The organism is Sphingomonas sp. RB1R13 (genome assembly GCF_036663775.1).
Classification (GTDB): Bacteria; Pseudomonadota; Alphaproteobacteria; order Sphingomonadales; family Sphingomonadaceae; genus Sphingomicrobium.
Window position 1 is genome coordinate 1142316 of record NZ_JAXOJM010000001.1, and the last position, 14572, is coordinate 1156887.

The 14572-nt window shown below is 67.4% G+C and carries 13 protein-coding genes; 6 read left to right on the plus strand and 7 right to left on the minus strand.

Features of this window, described 5'->3' with window-relative positions; all coding sequences use genetic code 11:
- Nucleotides 1–23: 23 nt before the first annotated feature.
- Nucleotides 24–203 (minus strand): hypothetical protein, encoded by a 180-nt coding sequence (locus tag U1700_RS05405; protein WP_332750803.1) that lies wholly within the window; start codon nucleotides 201–203, stop codon nucleotides 24–26.
- 59 nt (nucleotides 204–262) lie between these two features.
- Here U1700_RS05405 and polA point away from each other — a divergent pair, with 59 nt between their 5' ends.
- Together polA and U1700_RS05415 are read left to right on the plus strand one after the other, a co-directional pair.
- Nucleotides 263–3043: a DNA polymerase I gene (gene polA / locus U1700_RS05410; protein WP_332750804.1), complete on the plus strand. Its 2781-nt coding sequence runs from the start codon at nucleotides 263–265 to the stop codon at nucleotides 3041–3043.
- A gap of 53 nt (nucleotides 3044–3096) precedes the next feature.
- On the plus strand, nucleotides 3097–4602 hold the full coding sequence (locus U1700_RS05415; protein ID WP_332751143.1) for a lipopolysaccharide biosynthesis protein: 1506 nt from the start codon (nucleotides 3097–3099) through the stop codon (nucleotides 4600–4602).
- Nucleotides 4603–4636: 34 nt separating this feature from the next.
- Here U1700_RS05415 and purH read toward each other — a convergent pair whose 3' ends face one another.
- The 4 genes from purH to U1700_RS05435 are packed head-to-tail and all read right to left on the minus strand — an operon-like array spanning nucleotide 4637 to nucleotide 9834.
- Nucleotides 4637–6223, minus strand: a complete 1587-nt coding sequence (gene purH / locus U1700_RS05420; RefSeq protein WP_332750806.1) for a bifunctional phosphoribosylaminoimidazolecarboxamide formyltransferase/IMP cyclohydrolase — start codon at nucleotides 6221–6223, stop codon at nucleotides 4637–4639.
- A 9-nt stretch (nucleotides 6224–6232) separates the two neighbouring features.
- Nucleotides 6233–7876 (minus strand): heparinase II/III family protein, encoded by a 1644-nt coding sequence (locus U1700_RS05425; protein ID WP_332750808.1) that lies wholly within the window; start codon nucleotides 7874–7876, stop codon nucleotides 6233–6235.
- On the minus strand, nucleotides 7876–8529 hold the full coding sequence (rpe, locus tag U1700_RS05430) for a ribulose-phosphate 3-epimerase (protein ID WP_332750810.1): 654 nt from the start codon (nucleotides 8527–8529) through the stop codon (nucleotides 7876–7878). Before rpe ends, U1700_RS05425 begins: the two co-directional genes overlap by 1 nt.
- 18 nt (nucleotides 8530–8547) lie before the next feature.
- Complete coding sequence (locus U1700_RS05435; protein WP_332750812.1) at nucleotides 8548–9834, minus strand: RsmB/NOP family class I SAM-dependent RNA methyltransferase; 1287 nt, start codon at nucleotides 9832–9834, stop codon at nucleotides 8548–8550.
- A gap of 29 nt (nucleotides 9835–9863) precedes the next feature.
- Between U1700_RS05435 and U1700_RS05440 the strand changes: the two genes are divergently transcribed.
- Nucleotides 9864–10028: a DUF1674 domain-containing protein gene (locus U1700_RS05440; RefSeq protein WP_332750814.1), complete on the plus strand. Its 165-nt coding sequence runs from the start codon at nucleotides 9864–9866 to the stop codon at nucleotides 10026–10028.
- Here U1700_RS05440 and U1700_RS05445 read toward each other — a convergent pair.
- Nucleotides 10025–11014: an NAD(P)H-dependent glycerol-3-phosphate dehydrogenase gene (locus U1700_RS05445; RefSeq protein WP_332750816.1), complete on the minus strand. Its 990-nt coding sequence runs from the start codon at nucleotides 11012–11014 to the stop codon at nucleotides 10025–10027. The genes U1700_RS05440 and U1700_RS05445 overlap by 4 nt on opposite strands.
- Entirely contained in the window at nucleotides 11011–12042 is a 1032-nt protein-coding gene (gene tsaD / locus U1700_RS05450; RefSeq protein WP_332750818.1) for a tRNA (adenosine(37)-N6)-threonylcarbamoyltransferase complex transferase subunit TsaD, read from the minus strand. Before tsaD ends, U1700_RS05445 begins: the two co-directional genes overlap by 4 nt.
- A gap of 49 nt (nucleotides 12043–12091) precedes the next feature.
- On the opposite strand from tsaD, the gene hemC reads away from it, so the two are divergent.
- From hemC to U1700_RS05465, 3 genes are read left to right on the plus strand one after another with little or no spacing between them, the layout of a single operon-like run.
- Nucleotides 12092–13009 carry a hydroxymethylbilane synthase gene (gene hemC, locus U1700_RS05455; protein ID WP_332750820.1) on the plus strand — a complete coding sequence of 306 codons (918 nt, stop codon included), beginning with the start codon at nucleotides 12092–12094 and terminating at the stop codon, nucleotides 13007–13009.
- The gene (locus tag U1700_RS05460) at nucleotides 13006–13674 is read left to right on the plus strand and encodes a uroporphyrinogen-III synthase (RefSeq protein ID WP_332750822.1); all 669 of its coding nucleotides are present in this window, start codon (nucleotides 13006–13008) and stop codon (nucleotides 13672–13674) included. Before hemC ends, U1700_RS05460 begins: the two co-directional genes overlap by 4 nt.
- Entirely contained in the window at nucleotides 13671–14498 is an 828-nt protein-coding gene (locus tag U1700_RS05465) for a hypothetical protein (protein WP_332750824.1), read from the plus strand. Before U1700_RS05460 ends, U1700_RS05465 begins: the two co-directional genes overlap by 4 nt.
- The last annotated feature ends 74 nt before the right edge of the window (nucleotides 14499–14572 follow it).

Here is a 14572-nt window from a genome sequence, read left to right on the forward strand (position 1 = left end):
TACCGTGTCCGACCGTGTCGCCTTCAGCGCAGTTTGGATACCTTCAGCCCGTCGGTCTTGGCCCGCGCCTGGATCGATTCCTCGCTCCGAGTCATCGCCTTGGCGATTCCCCTCAGACTCATCCCCTTTGCCGCCAGCCGGTGGAGTTTCTGGATCTCGTCGCTGGTCCACGGCTGGCGGTGTCGCTCGAACTTTTCGCCCATCGTCGAGATCCTTCTCCAAGGGTGGCATCGCTGCCCATCCCTGCTAAACCGCCACGCTCATGCCAGACGCCCAGCCCCATCTCTATCTCGTCGACGGATCGAGCTACATCTTTCGCGCTTATCACCGGCTGCCGCCGCTGACCAATCGTCACGGCCAGCCGGCGGGCGCAGTCTATGGCTATACCGCGATGCTGTGGAAACTCGCTGACGGCCTAAATAAGGCCGACGGCCCGACCCATATGGCGGTCATCCTCGACGCCTCGTCGCACACGTTCCGCAACGAGATGTACGCCGACTACAAGGCGCACCGCCCGCCTCCCCCCGCCGACCTAGTCCCCCAATTCCCGCTGATCCGCACCGCGACGCGCGCCTTCTCGATCCCGTGCATCGAAACCGAGGGGCTCGAGGCCGACGACATCATCGCCTGCTATTGCGGGGCTGCGGTCGCGGCCGGGTGGAAGGTAACCATCGTCAGCTCCGACAAGGATTTGATGCAGCTGATCGAAGACGACAAGATCGACATGCTCGACACGATGAACGACCGTCGCATCGACCGCGCCTATGTCACCGAGAAATTTGGCGTCGGGCCGGAATTGCTCGGCGACGTTCTGGCACTGATGGGCGACAGCGTCGACAATGTCCCCGGCGTACCCGGTATCGGGCCCAAGACCGCGGCGCAGCTGATCCAGCAGTTCGGCAATCTGGAGGCGGTGCTGGCGGGCACCGACGAGATCACCAAGCCCAAGCTGAAGCAGTCGCTGATCGACCATGCCGACAACGCCCGCCTGTCGCGCGAGCTGGTCCGGCTGAGTTGCGACAATCCGCTGCCCGAACCGTTGGACGCACTCGTGCTGACCGGTATCCCGCCCGAACCGTTGCTCGCCTTTCTCGAGGACCAGGGGTTCAAGACGCTCGCTAACCGGATGACCGGGGGAGGGAGCTCGTCGGGAGGGCCGCGGATCAGTGCCGCCATGACGTCGGCCCCAGCGGCTCCCGTCGTCCCGGACAAAATCGAAATCGACCGCACCAATTATGAGACGGTGCAAAGTGTCGAGGCGCTCCAGCGCTGGATCGATCGCGCTCGCGAAGTCGGTCATGTCGCGGTCGATACCGAGACCGACTGCATCGATTGCGTCGTCGCCCGCCTTGTCGGGATCAGCCTCGCGGTCGCCCCCGGGGAGGCCTGCTATATCCCCGTCGGCCACGGCGGCGGCGACCTGCTCAGCGAGGCCCCTGACCAGTTGAGGCCCGAGGTCGCGCTCGGCCTGCTCAAGCCGCTGCTCGAAGACCCCGCCGTCCTCAAGATTGGCCATAATTTCAAATATGACGCGACCATGTTCGCCAAGGGCGACATCGACCCCGCGCCGGTCGACGACACGATGGTCATGTCGTTTAACCTCGACGCCGGGCGCAACGGCCATGGCATGGACGAGCTGGCGAAGCTCCACTTCGACCATGAATGCCTGACCTTAAAATCGCTGTGCGGGGTCGGCAGGAACCAGATTACGTTTGACAAGGTGCCGCTCGCGCAGGCCACCGAATATGCCGCCGAGGATGCCGACATCACGCTTCGCCTGTGGCAGCGGTTGAAGCCGCGCCTCGCCGCCGAGCAAGTCACCCGCGTCTATGAAATGGTTGACCGCCCGCTGGTCGCCACCGTTGGCCGGATGGAGCGCCGCGGGATCAAGGTCGACCGCGACTATCTGGCGAAACTCTCGGGCGATTTCGCGGTCGAGATCACCGCGCTCGAAGCCCGTGTCTACGAAGCCGCACAAGGCCCGTTCACGATCGGATCGCCGCAGCAACTGGGGGCGGTCCTCTATGATCGCCTTGGCCTCAAGGGTGGCCGCAAGGGCAAGAACGGCAATTATTCGACCGACGTCAACGAGCTCGAACGACTCGCGGCCGAGGACGTCCCGGTCGCGCGGCTCGTCCTCGACTGGCGCCAGCTGACCAAGCTGAAGACCACTTATACCGACGCGCTTCAGGCCCAGATCAACCCCGCCACCGGCCGGGTCCACACCAGTTTCAGCCTCGCCGTGGCGCAGACTGGGCGACTATCCTCGACCGACCCAAACTTGCAGAACATCCCGATCCGCACCGAGCTTGGCCGCAAGATTCGCGATGCCTTCGTCGCCGAGCCCGGCCATGTCCTGATGTCCGCCGATTACTCGCAGATCGAGCTTCGCCTTGCCGCATACATGGCCGACGTTCCCCAGCTGAAGGACGCTTTTGCCAACGGCCACGACATCCACTCGATGACCGCCGAGGAATTGTTCGGCGCGTCGGACCGCGAGGCGCGCAACAAGGCCAAGACAATCAATTTCGCCATCCTCTACGGCATCTCATCATGGGGCCTCGCCGGCCGCCTCGGGGTGGCGCGCGACGAGGGTCAGTTCATTATCGACCGCTATTTCGAGCGTTTCCCCGGCATCCGCAATTACATCGGCGAGACCACCGCCTTCGTCCGCGAACATGGTTTCACCCAGACATTGTTCGGGCGAAAGACCCATTTTCCGAACATCCGCTCGCCCCAGCAAAACCTTCGCCAGGGCAGCGAGCGTGCTGCGATCAACGCCCCGATCCAGGGCACCAGCGCAGACCTCATCAAGCGCGCGATGAACCGCATGGACGAGGCGCTGGCCGACGCCGGGCTGGCCGCACGGATGCTCCTCCAGGTCCACGACGAACTCGTGTTCGAAGTCCCTGAAAGCGAGGTCGAGGTGACTGCTGCTGTCGTCCGCGACGTCATGGCGACCGCTGCTGAACCCGCGCTTCGCCTCGACGTCCCGCTCGATGTCGAAGTCGGATCGGGCGCGCATTGGGGCGCGGCACATTGACCGCCGCCGTGTTTGATCCAGGCCCGGACCCGGACCGCGCCCCCGACGCCGATATGGCGACGCTCGCCCGCGGCGGCCGGCTCAACGCGTTCGGCTTCATTCTCCGCCTCGCCGCGCGCCTGCCGTTCCTGTTCATCGCGGGCCGGGTCTATGGCGCCGAAGCACTCGGCCGCTTCGCCTATGCCGTGCTGATCGTCGAATTTGCTGCCCAGCTCGCCACCTTCGGGCTGCGCCGCGGTCTCGCCCAGCTGCTTGCCAACGCGAAAAAGCCCCACGCCTGCGTCGTCGCCGATGCGCTCCTACTGGCGCTGCTCGGCTCGGCGCTGTGCATGGCGATCCTGATGAGCTTCCCGCGTGCAATGTTCCCCAACAGCCAGATTCACGGGCTCGACTGGCTTCTCCCGATCACCGTTCTTGCGGTCAGCTGGACCGATATTGCGCTTGCAGCCCTGGCCTATCGCAACGACGTCGGCGCGACCGTCCGCGCGCGCTCGCTGGTCGAGCCGTGGACAATCAGCATCGTCGCCTTCGCGTGGCAATGGATCTCGCTAGAGGACGGGCTGATCATCGCCTATGTCATCTCGATGGTCGCCGCGCTGATCGCCGCGCTGGTCCCGCTGGCGCGCAGCTATGGCGTCCCCCACGGCTGGGCCCCCGATCTCGTCGGGTCGTGGCGCACTGCGCGCAAGAACGCCCCGCTTGCCGCCGCCGACGCGGTTGAGTGGGCCTCGCGCCGGATCGACCTCGCCGTCCTCGGGCTGTTCCTCAGCCCGGCGTTCGTGGGCATCTATTACGTCGCCCAGCAGGTCGCGACCCTTCCCGCCAAATTGAAGACCAGCTTCGAACCCGTGCTCGGCCCGGTCATCGCGCGCAACATTGCGGAAGGGGACAAGGCTGCAGTTGCCAAGCAGGTCCGTCAGGTCAGCTATTGGATCATCGCCGCGCAGGCCGGAATCGCGCTCGCGCTCGCCATGCCCGGGCGCGCCGTCATGGGACTGGTCGGGGCGCATTTCACCGGCGGCACCGCGACGCTCGGTTTCCTCCTCGCCGCCGAAGTCATTGCCGCCTCCGCCGTCGTCAGCGAGGCCGCGCTGATCTATGTCGATCGCCACCGCAACATGGCGATCTCGCTGGTCATGCTTGCCCTCGAGGCGGGGCTCGCTGTCGGGCTGATCCTGGGGATGCGGAACATCGGCTGGGATCTGGCGCATCAAGCGACCGGCCCGGCGATTGCGCTGTGCCTCGCGCTCGGCTTCGCTTCAATCACCAAGTCGCGGCTGCTGGCGCGCAACCTCGGCGCTCGGGTTTCGGGCTGGCGGATGGATATCCTCTACGCGACCGCCGCCGGCCTCATCGTCGGCATCCCGATTCGGCTTTACCTGCCTGAGCTTTGGCAGCTGATCATCGGCATCCCGCTGATCCTCGCGGCATTCGGCGTGGTCGTGTGGACCAAGGGATTCGGCCCCGATGACCGGGAGCTCTTCCGCCTCAGGAAGAAGGACATTGACGAGCTTCACGAGAATGAGGCCAAGGCCCAGCTCGCGGATGATGTGGTATAATATTTGTGAAAAGGCCGGCGCCGGCTTTCATGCATCAGTGCCGAAAATGCCGCATCCCGGTAAACACCATTGCCAGCCCAGCATCGTCCGCCGCCGCGACCACCTCGGCGTCGCGCATCGACCCGCCCGGCTGGATGACCGAAGTCGCCCCCGCCTCGATCGCTGACAGCAACCCGTCGGCAAAGGGGAAAAACGCATCGGAGGCCACCGCCGACCCGATTGTCCGCGCCGCGCCGAACCCGAACGTCTCGGCCGCCTCGCGCGCTTTCGCCGCCGCGATCCGCGCCGAATCGCGGCGGTTCATCTGCCCCGCTCCGATGCCAGCGGTCGCCCCATCCTTGGCATAGACAATTGCGTTGGATTTCACATGCTTGGCCACCGTCCACGCAAACAGCAGGTCGCGCACTTCCTGCTCGCTCGGCGCGCGCTTGGTCACCACCTTTAAGTCCGCTTCGCCAACGTGCCCATTGTCGCGCGACTGGAGCAACCAGCCCCCCGCAATCGACTTGGCCATCAACCCCGCCCGCGCCGGATCGGGCAGGTCGCCGGTCAGCAGCAGGCGCAAATTCTTCTTCGCCGCGAACAGCGCCAGCGCTTCCTCGTCAGCATCGGGCGCGACGACGACTTCGGTGAAGATTCCTACGATTTGCTCGGCTGTCGCACGGTCGAGCGGCCGGTTTACCGCGACGATCCCACCGAACGCCGAGACGCTGTCGCACTTGTATGCTGCCTCATAGGCCTCGGCCAACGTCGCCCCCGACGCCACCCCGCAAGGATTGGCGTGTTTGACGATGACGCACGTCGGCGCCCCGCCGCGAAATTCGGAAATCAGGTCAAGCGCGGCGTCGGCGTCATTGTAATTATTGTAACTGAGCGCTTTACCCTGAAGCTTGCGCGCCTGGCCAATGCCCCGCGCCGTCGGCCCGGTCGCCGCATAGAAAGCCGCCTGCTGGTGCGGATTCTCGCCATAACGAAGCGCCTCCTCCTTGGTCATCGCGAACGACAGCGCCGCCGGGAATTGCTCGCCCTGGTCGGCAAAGGCGAACCAGTTTGAAATCATCGAATCATAGGCCGCCGTCGCTGCATAGGCCTTGGCTGCAAGCCGCTTGCGCAGGCCAAGCGTCGTCCCCCCGGCCTCGACCGCAGCAATCACCTCGGCATAGTCGCCCGGATCGGTGACGATCGCGACGAACGCGTGATTCTTTGCTGCCGAGCGCACCATCGATGGCCCGCCGATATCGATATTCTCGATAATCTCGTCACGGCTCGCACCCTTCGCCACGGTTGCCGCGAACGGGTAGAGGTTGACCACCACCAGGTCGATCGCGCCAATCCCGTGCGCCTCCATCGCCTCGACATGGTCGGCGTTGTCGCGCACGCCAAGCAGCCCGCCATGGACCATCGGGTGGAGCGTCTTGACCCGCCCGTCCATCATCTCGGGAAAGCCCGTAAGCTCAGCGACGTCGCGCACGGCATGACCCAAGTCGCGAAGCGCCTTGGCGGTCCCCCCGGTCGAGACCATCTCGACCCCCGCCGCGACCAGTGCGACGGCAAGCGGCTCCAGCCCGCTCTTGTCGGACAGCGACAGCAACGCGCGGCGCACGGGTACGAGATCGGTCATCATCTAATCCTAGCTTGAACGGCGCAGCTGCCAGGCGATTTCTCCACCCAGCCCCGAGATCTCTCCGACGATGACGATCTGCATCGATCCGCGCATCGTCCCCTGGCCGTCGATATGGATGCTTTCCTCGGTCGTCAGCATCGCGCCTCGACAGCGGAAATTCCACGGCGGCGCCCCCGGCGAACGCAGGATCGCGCCCATGCCATCGGCCGTGATCACCGGCTCGACTCCCGGCGCCAGGTGAAAGCGCACCGCATAGGGCGCAGCCTCCTTGATCTTGCGTCGTCCCTTCGAGACGAGCTTGTCGAGCCCGCGCAATTCCTTGCCATCGTTACCCAGGATCAAGGTCCGGCTGTGGACGAGGCCAAAGCCCTTCACATAGCCGTCGTGGCTCGCCTCGATCCGGGTCGAATCATTATCCTCGGACCGTAGCACCGGGACCTCCTCGACCCCCTTGCCAAGCGCCCCATCGACCAGGATCGCGGTCGAATTCGTGTCGTCGAGCACCAGCGTCGAATGCGCCGCGGTTGATCTGAGCGCGACCACCAGGTCGTCAGCCAGCACCGTTGGCAGCGCGCCGGGCCCGCCGCAATTGACGATCAGTCGCTGGACCCCGTCGCTGACTTCGATCGCCAGCGTCGATGCGCAGCCGCGCGCCGCGACCTTGGCCGACGGCGGCGGCGCACCGTCCATCACCACGATCGTGCCCAGTGCCGACAATCGCTGGTAACCCCACCCGCGTGCCTGCCGCAGCGGCCGTGCCCTCAATCCGCAGCCATCGACCAGCGCCGCCAGCCGCGCCGCATCCCCGGGATTGCCGCCTTGCCAGCTCGACAGGCCACCGTCCCCCATCGTCACCCCATGCAGCGCCGCCAGCGCCGCCGCCGCTGCCGATTCCAGCGCATCCGGAAGACTGTGCTTGGCCGCGAAATACCCCGCGCGCAGCAGGCTCATCCGGTCAACGAACAATGCCTGTTCGGCGGGCGACCGGCTCAGCAGCCCGCCATCCTCGCCCTGCGCCGCTGCCAGCGCGCGCGCCAGCCCGGCTTCGCCCCGCGCCACCCGGCTCATTCCGCCCTGGACCAGCAGTCCGGCGACGATCACCCCGATCCACGCAGTCACCCGCGGCAGGCCGACCGGCGCCTTTTCGGCGGTCGAATCGAGATGCCGCGCGCCCCTCGCCAATGTGTTCAGCAACGCCGAGCGATAGCCCGCGTCGCGGCTCGACAATATATATGGCGCATAGGCCGTCCAGAACAGGATCCGCTCGCCCCACAGCGCAGGGCGCCACGCCTCGTCGACCTTGGTGCCGTGCGCCAGCAACCACCGCCCGACGAGCGCCTCGGCCAGCTTCGCGCCCTTGTCGCGCCCGGTCGAGGCGGCAAGGTCGCGCAGCCATGAAAAGCCCTGCAGCCCTTCGGCCACCGCCGAATCTGCGCCCACCGCAGCAAAGTCGAAATCGGTCAGGTCGATCGTCTCGGCACCGACCTCGAAGCGTCCGGCGAGCAACGCGTCACCGCGTGCCCGATCCCCCGCGACATGGTCGCGCGGCACCGCGGTCAGCCGGAGCGGCTCCTTTTTCGACGTGAACAATCGCGATACCAGCGATCCGCGCGCCAGCTTGCCGATGACCTCGCCGGCGTCATCGGCCATCAACGGCCTCGAAGCGCGGCGATGTTGGCGGCATAGGCATCGGGCCCGCCCTTGAACGCCGCCGTCCCGGCAACGATCGCGGTGGCGCCGGCGTCGATCACGCTCTGGCAATTGCCGGCATCGACCCCGCCATCAACCTCGATGATCACGTCGAGCCCCTTCATCTGGACCTGTTTGGCGATCGCTTCGATCTTGCGCAGCTGGCTGGGGATGAACTTCTGCCCGCCAAATCCGGGATTGACGCTCATCACCAGCACCAGGTCGATTTCCTCGAGCACATAGTCGAGCGTCTTGGCCGGGGTCCCCGGGTTCAGCGACACCCCCGCTTTCTTCCCTAGCGCCTTGATTCGCTGGATCGTGCGGTGAAGATGCGGCCCCGCTTCTTGATGGACGGTGATGATGTCCGCCCCCGCCTCGGCAAAGGCGTCCAGGAAATGATCGACCGGCGCGATCATCAAATGAACGTCGAAGACCTTGGCCGAATGCGGGCGCAGCGCCTTCACCACCATCGGCCCGATCGTCAAATTGGGGACGAAGTGTCCATCCATCACATCGACATGGATCCAGTCGGCCCCGGCTGCGTCGATCGCGCGGACCTCCTCGCCAAGGCGGGCGAAATCGGCAGACAGGATCGAAGGGGCGATGAGGGTCATGCTGCCGATTAGACGCAATCAGGCAGGGGCGACAAGCCGCGCGATGAAGAAGCCGTCGAGCCCGCCCTGTTCCTCGATCAGCCCGGGCAGGATCCGCACATATCCGGCCTTGGTCGGCTTTACGAAGTCAGGCAGCTCGCCGGGCCTGGGTGGGTCGACCGCAAACCCCGGGTGCGCGGCGAGGAACGCCTCGACGATTGCCTCGCCCTCTTCTGGCTCAAGGCTGCACGTCGCGAAGATGATGGCGCCGCCGGGTGCAACAAGGCTCGCCGATTGCGCCAGCAGCAGGCCCTGCAACTCCGCCGTCTCGACCATGATCTGCGGTCGCGCGCGGTAAATCACCTCGGGATGGCGGCGAAGCGTCCCCGTTGCCGAGCAGGGCGCATCGACCAGTACCGCATCGAACGTCCGTCCCGGCGCCCACGTCAGCGCATCCGCTGCGACCAGTTCGGCGGCGAGCCCCGTCCGGTCGAGATTCTGCTGCAATCGCGCGATCCGGCTCGGCTTGCGGTCGAGCGCGGTGACCGCATGCCCTGCCGCGCTGAGCTGCATCGTCTTTCCGCCGGGCGCCGCGCACAGGTCGAGCACGGTGTTCGCCCCCGCCGGGATCAGTCGCGCGGGTAAGGATGCGGCCAGGTCCTGGACCCACCATCCGCCCTCGTCGAAGCCCGGCAATTCGGCGACATTCGACGATATGTCGAGCCGCGCATGCCTCGCCGCCAGCGAAGTCGCGCCTGCGAACGCCTTCGCTGCCGCATCGTCCTTGAAACTCAGGTCAAGCGGCGGTCGCTGGGCAATGGCGCGCCGCGCCGCCTCGACCACTTGCGTTCCCCACGCCAGGCGCCAGCGCTCAGCGACGATCGACGGCAGCCGCGGCCGGTCGGGCTTGCTCACCCCTTGCCGCAACAACGTCCCCAATACGCCATGGACCAGCCGCCGCGGCCCGCCATCGACCAGCGGCAGCGCAGTCGTGACCAGCGCATGGTCGGGTGTTCCGAGCGATATTTTCTGCGCCAGCGCCATCCGCAGCACCATCCGAGCCTTGCTATCCTCGGCCAGCGGCAAGCGCGTCGCGCTGTCGATCATCAGGTCGAGATCCGGCAGCCAGCGCAGCGTCTCGCCGGCAATCGCCAGCGCCAGTCCCTGGTCGGGCGGCGACAGATGCGGCCCGCCCTGCGCCGCCGCCTCCAGCGTCTGCCCCCGGCGAAGCACGCCATCGAGCATTCGCAATGCGGCGGCGCGAGCGGGAAGACCCTCGGGGTCGTTACGGGCCGGATCGGCGACGATGGTCGTGGGACTTGGCATGCGCGCCTTTACGCACCATTTCACACTTTATGAAACGTCCTGCCGATCTCGTCCCGCCAAAGACGCTCGCCCCCTCGCCGCCAGTGCCCGCGCCTGAAGCGGTCGAACCGCCCCCGCCCTTGGGCGAAGAGGATAAGCCCGACCCGACTCGCTATGGCGACTGGGTCAAAAAGGGCATCGCGATCGACTTCTAATGATGCTCGGGCCGGGTCGGTCGCGACAAAAGTTGTTCGAGCACGTCGTCCACCCCCGCGCTCCCCGACAATAGCGCCGCCACCGCCGCGACGATCGGCATGTCGATACCCTTGGCCCGCGCCAGCCGGTCCAGCACCGGCGCGGTGAACGCCCCTTCGGCCACTGTATGACGGTCGGCCATCAGTTCGCCCGCCGCGCGTCCTTCGCCTAGCCCCTTGCCCAGCGAGTAATTGCGCGAACTGGTCGACGAGCAAGTCAGCACCAAATCGCCGAACCCCGACAGCCCGGCCAGCGTCTCGCGCCGCGCTCCCATCGCCAGTCCGAACCGCGTCATCTCGGCAAAACCCCGCGCGATCAGCGCCGCGCGCGCATTCTGGCCAAGCCCGCGCCCCTCGACCACGCCGCACGCGATCGCCAGCACATTCTTGACTGCCCCGCCGACCTCGGCCCCGGCAACATCGTCGGTCGCATAGGTCCGAAACGCGGGCAGGCTGATCCGCTTGCGGATTGCCGCGCCCAGTGCCTCGTCCTCGCACGCCAACGTGACTGCGGTCGGCAATCCCGCCGCCACTTCATGCGCAAAGGTCGGCCCCGACAGCACCGCGATCCCGGCCTCCGGGCAAACCTTTTTCGCCACGGTGTGGAGCAGTTCGCCCGAGCCCTCCTCAATCCCCTTGGCGCACAAGATCAGCGGCCGGCCACATTGCGGCGCCCCGGCCAGCACGCCGCGCATATGCTGCGCTGGGGTGACCACCAGCCACGCATCGCATCCTTCCAGCTCGCCCAGCTCCCCCGTCGCGCGGATCGCCGTCGAGAGCGGGATGCCAGGCAGGAACAGCTTGTTTTCATGGGTCGTGTTGACCGACTCCACCACATCTTTCTCGCGCGCCCACAGCAATGTCTCGCGCCCGCCGCTTGCACAGACCTGCGCCAGTGCGGTCCCCCACGCGCCTCCGCCGATCACTCCAAGGCGTTCGATCGTCATGCCTTCACTCCCGCCCCGCGAACCTTGTCCGCCGCCTCGTCGAGCGGCCACCGCGCCCGCGCTGGCGCCTCGAGCCCGTCGGTCAGCCCGGAGGCAAACCGCTCGGCCCCGGCCCAGCCGATCATCGCGGCATTGTCGGTGCACAGCCACATCGGCGGCACCGAAAACTTCCGTCCGTGCTTGTGCGCCAAATCGGCCAAGGCCGACCTGACGGCCTGGTTCGCGGCCACCCCGCCCGCCACCACTAGCGTTGGCGCTTCACTCACCGTCAACGCCCGCGCCGTCCGGTCTACCAGGCAATCGACCACTGCCTGCTGGAAACTCGCCGCGATATCCGCCTTGGCATAGATCCCCGCCACCGCCGCTCGCTGCACCGCGCTCTTTAGGCCGGCGAACGAGAAATGCGGCTCAGCCGTCCCGACCAGCGGGCGCGGCAGGGGCACCGCCCTTGCATCCCCCTCGCGCGCTAGTCGCTCGATCGCCGGCCCGCCGGGATACCCCAGCCCCAGCAGCTTGGCGGACTTGTCAAACGCTTCCCCCGCAGCATCGTCGATCGTCGTCGCCAACCGCCGATAGTCACCAACCCCGCGCACTTCGAGCAGCTGACAATGCCCCCCCGACGCCAGCAGCAGCAGGTACGGAAAGTCCAGCCCCGGGTCCGCGAGACGAGGCGATAGCGCATGCCCTTCCAAATGATTGACCGCAATCAGCGGCTTGCCTGCGCTGAGCGCAAGCCCCTTGCCTGCCAGCAGCGCGACCATCACCCCGCCGATCAGTCCCGGCCCGGCCGTCGCCGCCACTGCGTCGAGGTCGGCCGGCCGCACCCCGGCCTCGTCCATCACCCGCCGGATCAGCCCCGGCAATTGCTCGACATGCGCCCGCGCTGCAATCTCGGGGACCACTCCGCCAAACGGCCGATGCGCCTCGTCCTGCCCGACGACCGCCTGCGCCAGCACCACGCGATCACTGGTGACCAGCGCCGCGGCACTATCGTCGCACGAGGATTCAAGGCCAAGGATCAACGCCATCGCTTGGCCTTTGCCCTAGGTGGCCGATTGGGGCTAGTGTGGCCGCTCCATGAAGCGTCCAATCATTCTTGGCACTCGCGGCTCCCCGCTCGCCCTCGCTCAGGCGTCGCAGGTCGCGGCGCGACTCGAGGTCGCCCATGAATGGCCCGCCGGCGCGGTCGAAATCCGCGTCGTGAAGACCACCGGCGACCGCGTCCAGGACCGCCCGCTGGCCGATATTGGCGGCAAGGCGTTATGGACCAAGGAACTCGACGCCGCGCTGCTTGCCGGCGACACCGACATTTCGGTTCACTCGATGAAGGATGTCGAAAGCGACCGCCCCCCAGAGATGTGCATCGCCGCCATGCTGCGCCGCGCCGACACCCGCGACCGGCTGATCGGCGCCGCCTCGATCGCCGATCTAAAGCAGGGCGCGATCGTCGGCACCTCGTCCCCGCGCCGCGCCGCGCAACTGCTCAGCGTCCGCCCCGACCTCAACATCATCCCCATTCGCGGCAATGTCGACACACGGCTGGCCAAGCTCGCGGCGGGCGAATGCGACGCCACCTTGCTTGCCGCCGCCGGGCTCGACCGGCTCCATCATGGCGAGATCGGCTTTCCGCTCGACGAGCTTCTCCCCGCCCCGGCGCAGGGCGCGATCGGGATCGAATGCCGCACCGCCGACCAGGAAACCCGCCGGATGATCGCTCCGATCAACCATCCGGCAACCTTCGCCGCAGTCACCGCCGAGCGCATCTTTACCCGCACGCTCGGTGGCACCTGTCACACGCCGATCGCCGCACTCGCGACGCTTGCGCATGACGGCACGCTGCACCTGCGCGCCGAGCTTTACAGCGAGGACGGCCGCCATGGCCTCGCCGACGAAGCCCGCTTTGCCAAGACCGACCACAAAGCCCCCGCTGCGCTCGCCCGCGCCATGCTGAAGCGAGCGCCCCCCGAAATTGCCCGATTGTTTGCGGGGGGATGAAGCGACTCGTCCTGACGCGTCCTGAGCCCGGGGCGAGCGACAGCGCGATTAAGGCCGCCGCGCTCGGGATCGAGACGCTCATCATGCCGCTGTTCGAGATAGAACGCGTCAGTTGGCACGCGCCAGACGAGAACGCCTTCGACGCGCTCCTCATGACCAGCGCCAACACGGTGCGACACGGCGGCCCCGATCTTCACCGCCTCCGCCGCCTTGCCGTCCACGTGGTCGGCGCCACCACGGCTGAGGCCGCACGCCTCGCCGGGTTCAGCGTCGCGAGCGTCGGCGGGGCAGGGGTCGATGTGCTCCTCGCCGGGCTTCCCCGCGGCATCCGCCTGCTCCACCCTGGCGGCGAAGATCGCACGCCGCCGCAGGCCCATGGCGCGCATATCACCCCAATCATCGTCTACCGCGCTGCCCCGCTCGCCCCCGATCCCGCTGCGCTCGCCAGCCTGGCGGGCACCGTCATCGCCCTCCACTCGCGCCGCGCCGGTCAGCGTCTCGCCTCTCTCGTCGCCGATCGCGCGACCATCAGCCTCGTCGCGCTCAGTCCAGACGCCGCCGCTGATACCGGCCCCGGCTGGCACCATCTCGCCATCGCCGCGCGCCCGACCGACACCGCCTTGCTGGCCCTCGCCGCCGAGCTGTGCTTAGAGAGCGACCAATGACGCCCTCTTCCAATTGGACCGCCCGCATCGCCGCAGCGTTGCTGCTGCTGGTCGCCGGCGCCGCGCTCGCCACCTGGGCGCTTGCCCGCTCGGCCCCCGCCGCCCAATTGTTCGGGGTTGCGCCAGCCGCGACACCGCTCGCGCTCGCCGCGCCTGAGCCCGCCGCCGACGCGACCATCGTCGAAGCTCCGCAGGAGGCCGCGCGTCTCGCCGCTGTCGAGGGCCGCCTTGCTGCGGTGGAGAACGCCGCTCAGCGGGCACAGGGCTCCGCCGGCCGCGCCGATGCCTTGCTCGTTGCCTTCGCCGCCCGCCGCGCGGTCGATCGCGGGCTGGCGCTCGGCTATCTCGAACCTCTGCTGGTCGAACGCTTCGGCGCGGGCCACGAACAGGCCGTCGCGACCATCGTCACGGCGGCGCGCCAGCCGATCCGCCTCGACGCCCTCATCGACCAATATGACCAGCTCGGCGATACGCTGCGCCGCCCGGGACCTGAGGAAAGCTGGTGGACTGGGGTTCGCCGCGAGCTCGGCGCGCTCGTCAGCATCCGGCGCGCCGACATGCCGTCGGTCCGCCCCCAGGCCCGCTTCGACCGCGCCGAGGAACGCTTGCGCCGCGGCGAAGTCGATGGCGCGCTGGCCGAAACCATGCGCCTCCCCGGGGTTGCCCGCGCCGAACCATGGGTCACATCGGCGCGCCGCTTCGTCGCCGTCCACCGCGCCCTCGACGAGATTGAGAGCGCCGCGCTGCTCCCGACTGCCGTGCCGGCTCAGGTTCAGGCACCGCCGCCGCCCGCACCGATCCCGGCCGCGACCCTCAAACAGTGACTTGAACCCGCGCCTGCGCTTTGGCACGGGTCATCTGGCGGTCAGCTTGGGCGGGCTAGACCCGCGATCGACAT